The 5,775-nt window shown below is 50.6% G+C and carries 7 protein-coding genes; 6 read left to right on the plus strand and 1 reads right to left on the minus strand.

What is annotated here, in order from left to right:
• The 6 genes from VIM87_RS21850 to VIM87_RS21875 form a co-directional block, all read left to right on the plus strand.
• Positions 1-809 (plus strand): PepSY-associated TM helix domain-containing protein (locus VIM87_RS21850; protein ID WP_331999062.1); only part of this gene is annotated, 809 nt, incomplete at its 5' end.
• A complete protein-coding gene (pxpB, locus tag VIM87_RS21855) occupies positions 806-1,528 on the plus strand; it encodes a 5-oxoprolinase subunit PxpB (RefSeq protein WP_331999063.1) in 723 nt (240 codons plus the stop codon). The genes VIM87_RS21850 and pxpB, both read left to right, overlap by 4 nt.
• A 5-nt stretch (positions 1,529-1,533) precedes the next feature.
• Positions 1,534-2,535 (plus strand): biotin-dependent carboxyltransferase family protein, encoded by a 1,002-nt coding sequence (locus VIM87_RS21860; RefSeq protein WP_331999064.1) that lies wholly within the window; start codon positions 1,534-1,536, stop codon positions 2,533-2,535.
• Complete coding sequence (locus VIM87_RS21865) at positions 2,522-3,262, plus strand: 5-oxoprolinase subunit PxpA (RefSeq protein ID WP_331999065.1); 741 nt, start codon at positions 2,522-2,524, stop codon at positions 3,260-3,262. Before VIM87_RS21860 ends, VIM87_RS21865 begins: the two co-directional genes overlap by 14 nt.
• Positions 3,259-4,437, plus strand: a complete 1,179-nt coding sequence (locus VIM87_RS21870) for an NRAMP family divalent metal transporter (RefSeq protein ID WP_331999066.1) — start codon at positions 3,259-3,261, stop codon at positions 4,435-4,437. Before VIM87_RS21865 ends, VIM87_RS21870 begins: the two co-directional genes overlap by 4 nt.
• Positions 4,438-4,546: 109 nt before the next feature.
• Positions 4,547-5,425: a DMT family transporter gene (locus VIM87_RS21875; RefSeq protein ID WP_331999067.1), complete on the plus strand. Its 879-nt coding sequence runs from the start codon at positions 4,547-4,549 to the stop codon at positions 5,423-5,425.
• On the opposite strand, the gene VIM87_RS21880 is transcribed toward VIM87_RS21875, so the two are convergent.
• Positions 5,422-5,775 (minus strand): transketolase C-terminal domain-containing protein (locus VIM87_RS21880; protein WP_331999068.1); only part of this gene is annotated, 354 nt, incomplete at its 5' end. The genes VIM87_RS21875 and VIM87_RS21880 overlap by 4 nt on opposite strands.

Genomic DNA, 5,775 nt, shown 5'->3' on the forward strand with positions numbered 1-5,775 from the left:
ATGTAGTGCTGCAGCTGCACCGCTACCTGTGTATGGGCACTACGGGTAAGGTGATCACCGGTATTTCCTGCTCCATTTTCCTGATACTGGTGTTAACCGGGCTGGTGTTGTGGTGGCCCAAACGGAATACCCGCAGGCAACGCATGCAGGTGAAATGGAATGCCTCCTGGAAACGCCTGAACTGGGACCTGCATGCCGTACTGGGCTTTTACGTGCATATTGTTATTTTCGTTATAGCGCTGATGGGCCTCACCTGGAGCTATGAATGGGTGAATAACCTCATTTTCCTCACGTTTGACGGCAAGCCCTATAAAAAGATGACCGCCCCGAAAGCTACGCCTGCAAAGGTTGCCAACACGGCTTACCTGGACCAGGTATTAGCTACTACCGATAGTTTGTTTTCCTATCACGGACCCATTAAGATCCGTTTTTCCGAAAAGAAAAATGAAGCTGTTACCGTAAGCCGGCAAAATACGGATGCTGCGGTGAGCAATGTTACCAGCTTTGCCTATTTTGAGCAAGGCAGCGGCAGGCTGGTAAAAGTACGCCCCTATGAAAAGGAAAGCCGTGGCATGAAAGCCCGGCGGCTGGTGTACCCCATTCATACCGGCAGCCTGCTGGGTTGGCCTACGAAGATCATTGCCCTGATAGCGGCGCTGGTAGCTGCTTCCCTGCCCGTAACCGGTTTATGCATATGGCTGAACCGGAAAAAGACAAAGAAACCTTCCAAAGCCGGCAAAAACAAGCTGCCGGATGATGTTCTGCTGCTCCGGAAAGATTCCGTATCTTCCCCGGCAGGGATATCATGAACACAACCTTTAGCATAACTCCGCTGGGCGATAGCGCATTGATAATTGAGTGGGAACAAGAGATCACATTACCCGTGCATACACAGGTGATGCAGGCATTTCACCACCTGCAATCCCTGCAGCTGCCATATATTACCGACCTGATACCCGCTTATGCTTCCCTTTCCGTGCTGTACAATGCCGTGCAGGTAAGGCAGGAAGCCAAACGTCCGGCCTTTGTATGGCTCAAAGATCTTTTGACCACCACTTTACAGCAAAGCGTTGCTGTTACCATTCCCCCGCCCCGCCATCTGCAAATACCCGTATGTTACCACCCATCCCTTGGGCCTGATATAACGGAAATGGCTAAACAAAAAAATATAACCACCAACGATATTATAAGCCTGCATAGCGCCGGCACCTACACGGTGTATATGCTGGGCTTTTTACCCGGCTTCCCCTATATGGGAAAGGTGCATAATACCCTGGCCACACCCCGCTTAAAACAACCGCGCCTGCAGGTAGCTGCCGGCAGTGTGGGCATTGCAGGTGAGCAAACAGGTATTTACCCGCTGGTTTCCCCCGGCGGGTGGAATATTATCGGCCAAACACCTATACGCCTGTTTGATGCTGCGCTGGATGAGCCTTGTTATTGCAGGCCCGGCGACCAGGTACAGTTTGTGCCCATTTCCCTGGAAGAATTCCAGCAGCGGAGTATAAAAAGTGAGATCATTAAATAAATACCATGAGCATACGCGTACTACAACCCGGCCTGCTGGATACCGTGCAGGATGCAGGACGGACCGGTTACCAGCACCTGGGCATTAACCCCACCGGGGTAATGGACCGTGTAGCCATGTACGTAGCTAACAGCCTGGTGGGTAATGCACCTGATGAAGCGGTGATAGAAATGCACTTTCCTGCTGCAGCATTGCTGTTTGAAGATTTTGCCATGATAGCCTTGTCTGGTGCGGACCTGGGCGCTATGGTAAATGAACAGCCGGTGCCTATAAATAAACCGGTACTTATGACCCGGCAGGCCGTATTACATTTTACCAAACCGGTTAGCGGCGCCAGTACTTACATGGCCGTACGCCATGGCCTGGACCTAACGCCCTGGCTGGGAAGCTACAGCACCCACCTGAAAGCAGGCGCCGGCGGTTTTCAGGGCAGGTGCCTCCAAAAAAATGATGTGCTGCCCATGCGGCAGGTTACTCCCTATAACAAGCTACTACAGCAGCACCTGGCCCGTGAGCTGCCCTGGATGATAGGCGTGCGCGACCTGTACACTAACGGCGATCATATACGCATTACCAATGGCAGCGGTTTTACCCTGCTGGATGCACATGCAAAAGAGCAATTTACCACCACCGCTTTTTCCATAACCGCGCAAAGTGACCGGATGGGCTTTCGCCTGCAGGGGCCTTCCCTGAAAACGGCGGTAAAAACAGAACAGCTGTCGGCCGGTGTTACCAGGGGCACCGTACAATTGTTACCCAACGGACAGCTGATCATATTAATGGCTGACCATCAAACCACCGGAGGCTACCCGCGTTTGGCGCATGTGATCACTGCCGACCAGCCTTCCCTGGCACAGCTGAAGCCACACCAGCACCTTCACTTTAGCCTGGTTACACAACAGGAAGCAGAAGACCTTTTAGTGCAGCAGGACCAGCGTTTGCAATTGCTGCAAAATGCCTGTAAATTACGGTTAGAAGAATGGCTTTCTCTTTATGGCTTACATTGATCTGAACTGTGATATGGGCGAAGGGCTGGATACTGACGGCGCTATTATGCCCTTTATCAGCAGCGCTAACATTGCCTGCGGTTACCATGCCGGCAACAAAGATACCATGCAGCATACTGCTACCCTGGCAGTGCAGCATAAAGTAGCTATTGGCGCACATCCCGGTTTTGCCGATAAGGAAAATTTCGGCAGAACAGAACAACACTTAACAGACAATGCCTTGTATGACCTGGTTACCACCCAGGTATATGCCCTGCAGGTAATATGCCGCTCCCTGCATGCACCGCTGGTACATGTAAAGCCACATGGCGCCCTGTATAATATGGCCGCCAAAGACGCTAACATGGCCCGCATCATAGCCAAAGCCGTACATGACGTAGATAAAAAGCTTTGCCTGTTCGGGTTAAGCAACAGCCAGCTGATAACTGCTGCAAAAGCGGCCGGACTTAAAACCGCCAGTGAAGTATTTGCCGACCGTACTTACCAGGATGATGGCTCACTAACGCCCCGCAGCCAGGCCAATGCCCTTATAGACAGTGAGGAACAGGCTATACAACAGGTGCTGCAAATGGTAAGCCAGCAAAAAGTAACTACCGTTAACGGGCATACGATACCGCTAACCGCAGATACCATCTGCATTCATGGCGATGGCGCGCATGCTGTTGCATTTGCCCGTGCCGTGCATGCTGCGTTACATGATCACCACTTAACCATCCGCCATCCTTGAGCAAACAACGATCTTCCGCCCTGCTGGGCGCCGCTTTCCTGATGGCTACCTCCGCCATTGGTCCCGGATTTTTAACGCAAACCACCGTATTCACCCAACAGCTGGCAGCTGCCTTTGGCTTTGTAATACTTATATCCGTACTGCTGGATATTGGCGCACAATTAAACATGTGGCGCATACTTACGGTAACGAATAAACGTGCACAGGACCTGGCCAATGAGCTGCTACCCGGCCTGGGCTATTTCCTGGCCGCGCTGATCGTATTGGGCGGTCTGGCTTTTAATATTGGCAATATTGCCGGCTGCGGCATGGGAGTACAGGTATTAAGCGGCATGGATACTACTTATGGCGCACTATTAAGCGGCGGCATAGCCCTGTTTATTTTCTGGCTAAAGGAAGCCGGCAAAGCCCTGGATCATTTTGCACGGTGGCTGGGCATTTTAATGGTATTATTAACCTTGTATGTAGCAGTAAGCTCACACCCGCCCCTGGGTGCAGCTTTACAGCAAAGCGTATGGCCATCAGTAATTGATACTAAAACTATTGTTACGCTGGTGGGTGGTACGGTTGGCGGTTACATCAGCTTTGCCGGCGCGCACCGCCTGCTGGATGCGGGTATTACCGGTCCTTCGCATGTACGGTATGTGAATAAAAGCGCGGTAAGTGGTATTGTGGTCACGGGCATTATGCGCAGCTTATTATTCCTGGCGGCTTTAGGGGTGGTAACACAAGGCGCTTTGCTGGACAGCAGCAACCCACCGGCATCTGTATTCCGGTTTGCCGCCGGTGAGACCGGGTACCGCTTCTTTGGCGTTGTAATGTGGAGCGCAGCCATTACTTCTGTGGTAGGCGCTGCCTATACCTCTGTTTCTTTCTTAAAAACATTCCATCCTTTTATTGCTTTGAATGAACGCTGGTTCATTTCCTTTTTTATTGTGTTCTCTACGCTGGTATTTATCCTGGTAGGGCAGCCGGTGAAACTGTTGATCATGGCGGGCGCGCTGAACGGGCTGATATTGCCGGTAGCCCTGGCCGTGGTATTGCTGGCCGCTACCCGTAAACGCCTAATGAATGGTTACCGCCATCCTGTATGGATGCAGGCTGCGGGCTGGCTGGTGGTAGTGGTTATGAGCTGGCTGAGCGTGGTAACTATACTGAAATGGATTGTAAGTTAATTACGAATGAATTAAAGTAGATGATTATTCCCTTTTTTTAAACACCTGGTTAAACCCCTGCATTTTAATTCTCATTTCGTAGTTGACAATTCGTAATTTTCGCAAATTTATGCGTCAACTTTCCGCCGGTTTTCTTTTTGCTATATTATGGGCTTCTGCTGCTGTGGCTACCAAATTTGGTATCCGGGATGCAGATCCGCTGATACTGGCAAACGTGCGTTTCCTGGTAGCCGGCCTGCTTATGTTATGCTATGTGTACGTATTGCGCAGAGATAAACAATATGCCTTACCGAAAGGAGCAGAATGGGGGCATCTGATCATTTTTGCCCTCATGAACACCACTATTTACCTGGGGTGTTTTGTATTGTCTATGAAAAAGGTATCGGCCGGCATTGGCAGCCTCTCTACCGCTACCAGTCCGCTTTTCATTATGCTCATTTCCGCCATTTGGGTAAAAAGAAAGCTGCGCTGGTACGAGATCATTGGCGTTATCCTGGGATTGGCCGGCGTAGGGCTGGCCACCTATCCCCTGCTGCAGGACAGCCATGCCTCCCTCGACGGCTTAGCTATTTTACTGTTTGGAATGGTATCGGTATCAGTTGCTACGGTGTATTATAGCCGGGTGCAATGGCAGCTGCCTAACATTGTAATTAACGGGTGGCAGGTATTGCTGGGTGGTTTGCTATTATTACCCTTTACCGGGTTTGCTGCAAATTTCAGCACTACCCGCTTAACGCTCACCTTCTGGGCATCTGTATTCTGGCTGATCGTACCGGTATCTATTACTGCCTTACAGCTCTGGTTTTACCTGGTAAGGCAGGATGCGGTAAAAGCTTCTTTCTGGTTATTCCTGTGTCCTATTTTTGGTTTCATATATTCTTCCCTGTTATTACATGAACCCATTACCGCTTATACCTTTGTAGGCACAGGGTTAGTGATAGGCGGCCTATACCTGGCACAAAGAGAAAAATTTACCCGTAAAGCTTAATATGCCAGCAGCTCCCGGATGGCGGCTTCCACCTTTTCCGGTGTGGGCAGCATAGCGCTTTCCAGCGTTGTATTAATGGGAATAGCCGGCAGGTTAAGTGCGCCCAGGGTAAACACCGGCGCATCCAGCTTACGGAAACAGCTTTGCTGTATACGGGCGGCCAGCGCCTGTGCAAAAGAGTTATTCAATTGTTCTTCTGTAAGCACCAGGCATTTCCCATGTTTATTCACCGTGTTAAATACCAGGGCTTCATCCAACGGGTATAAGGTGCGCAGGTCAATAATCTCTATGTTACCGGGAAATGCTTTGGCAGCGGCTTGTGCCCAGTAAACACCCATGCCATAGGTGAT

Origin of the sequence: Chitinophaga sp., from assembly GCF_036569125.1 — a bacterium.
In the GTDB taxonomy this organism is placed as follows: Bacteria; Bacteroidota; Bacteroidia; order Chitinophagales; family Chitinophagaceae; genus Chitinophaga.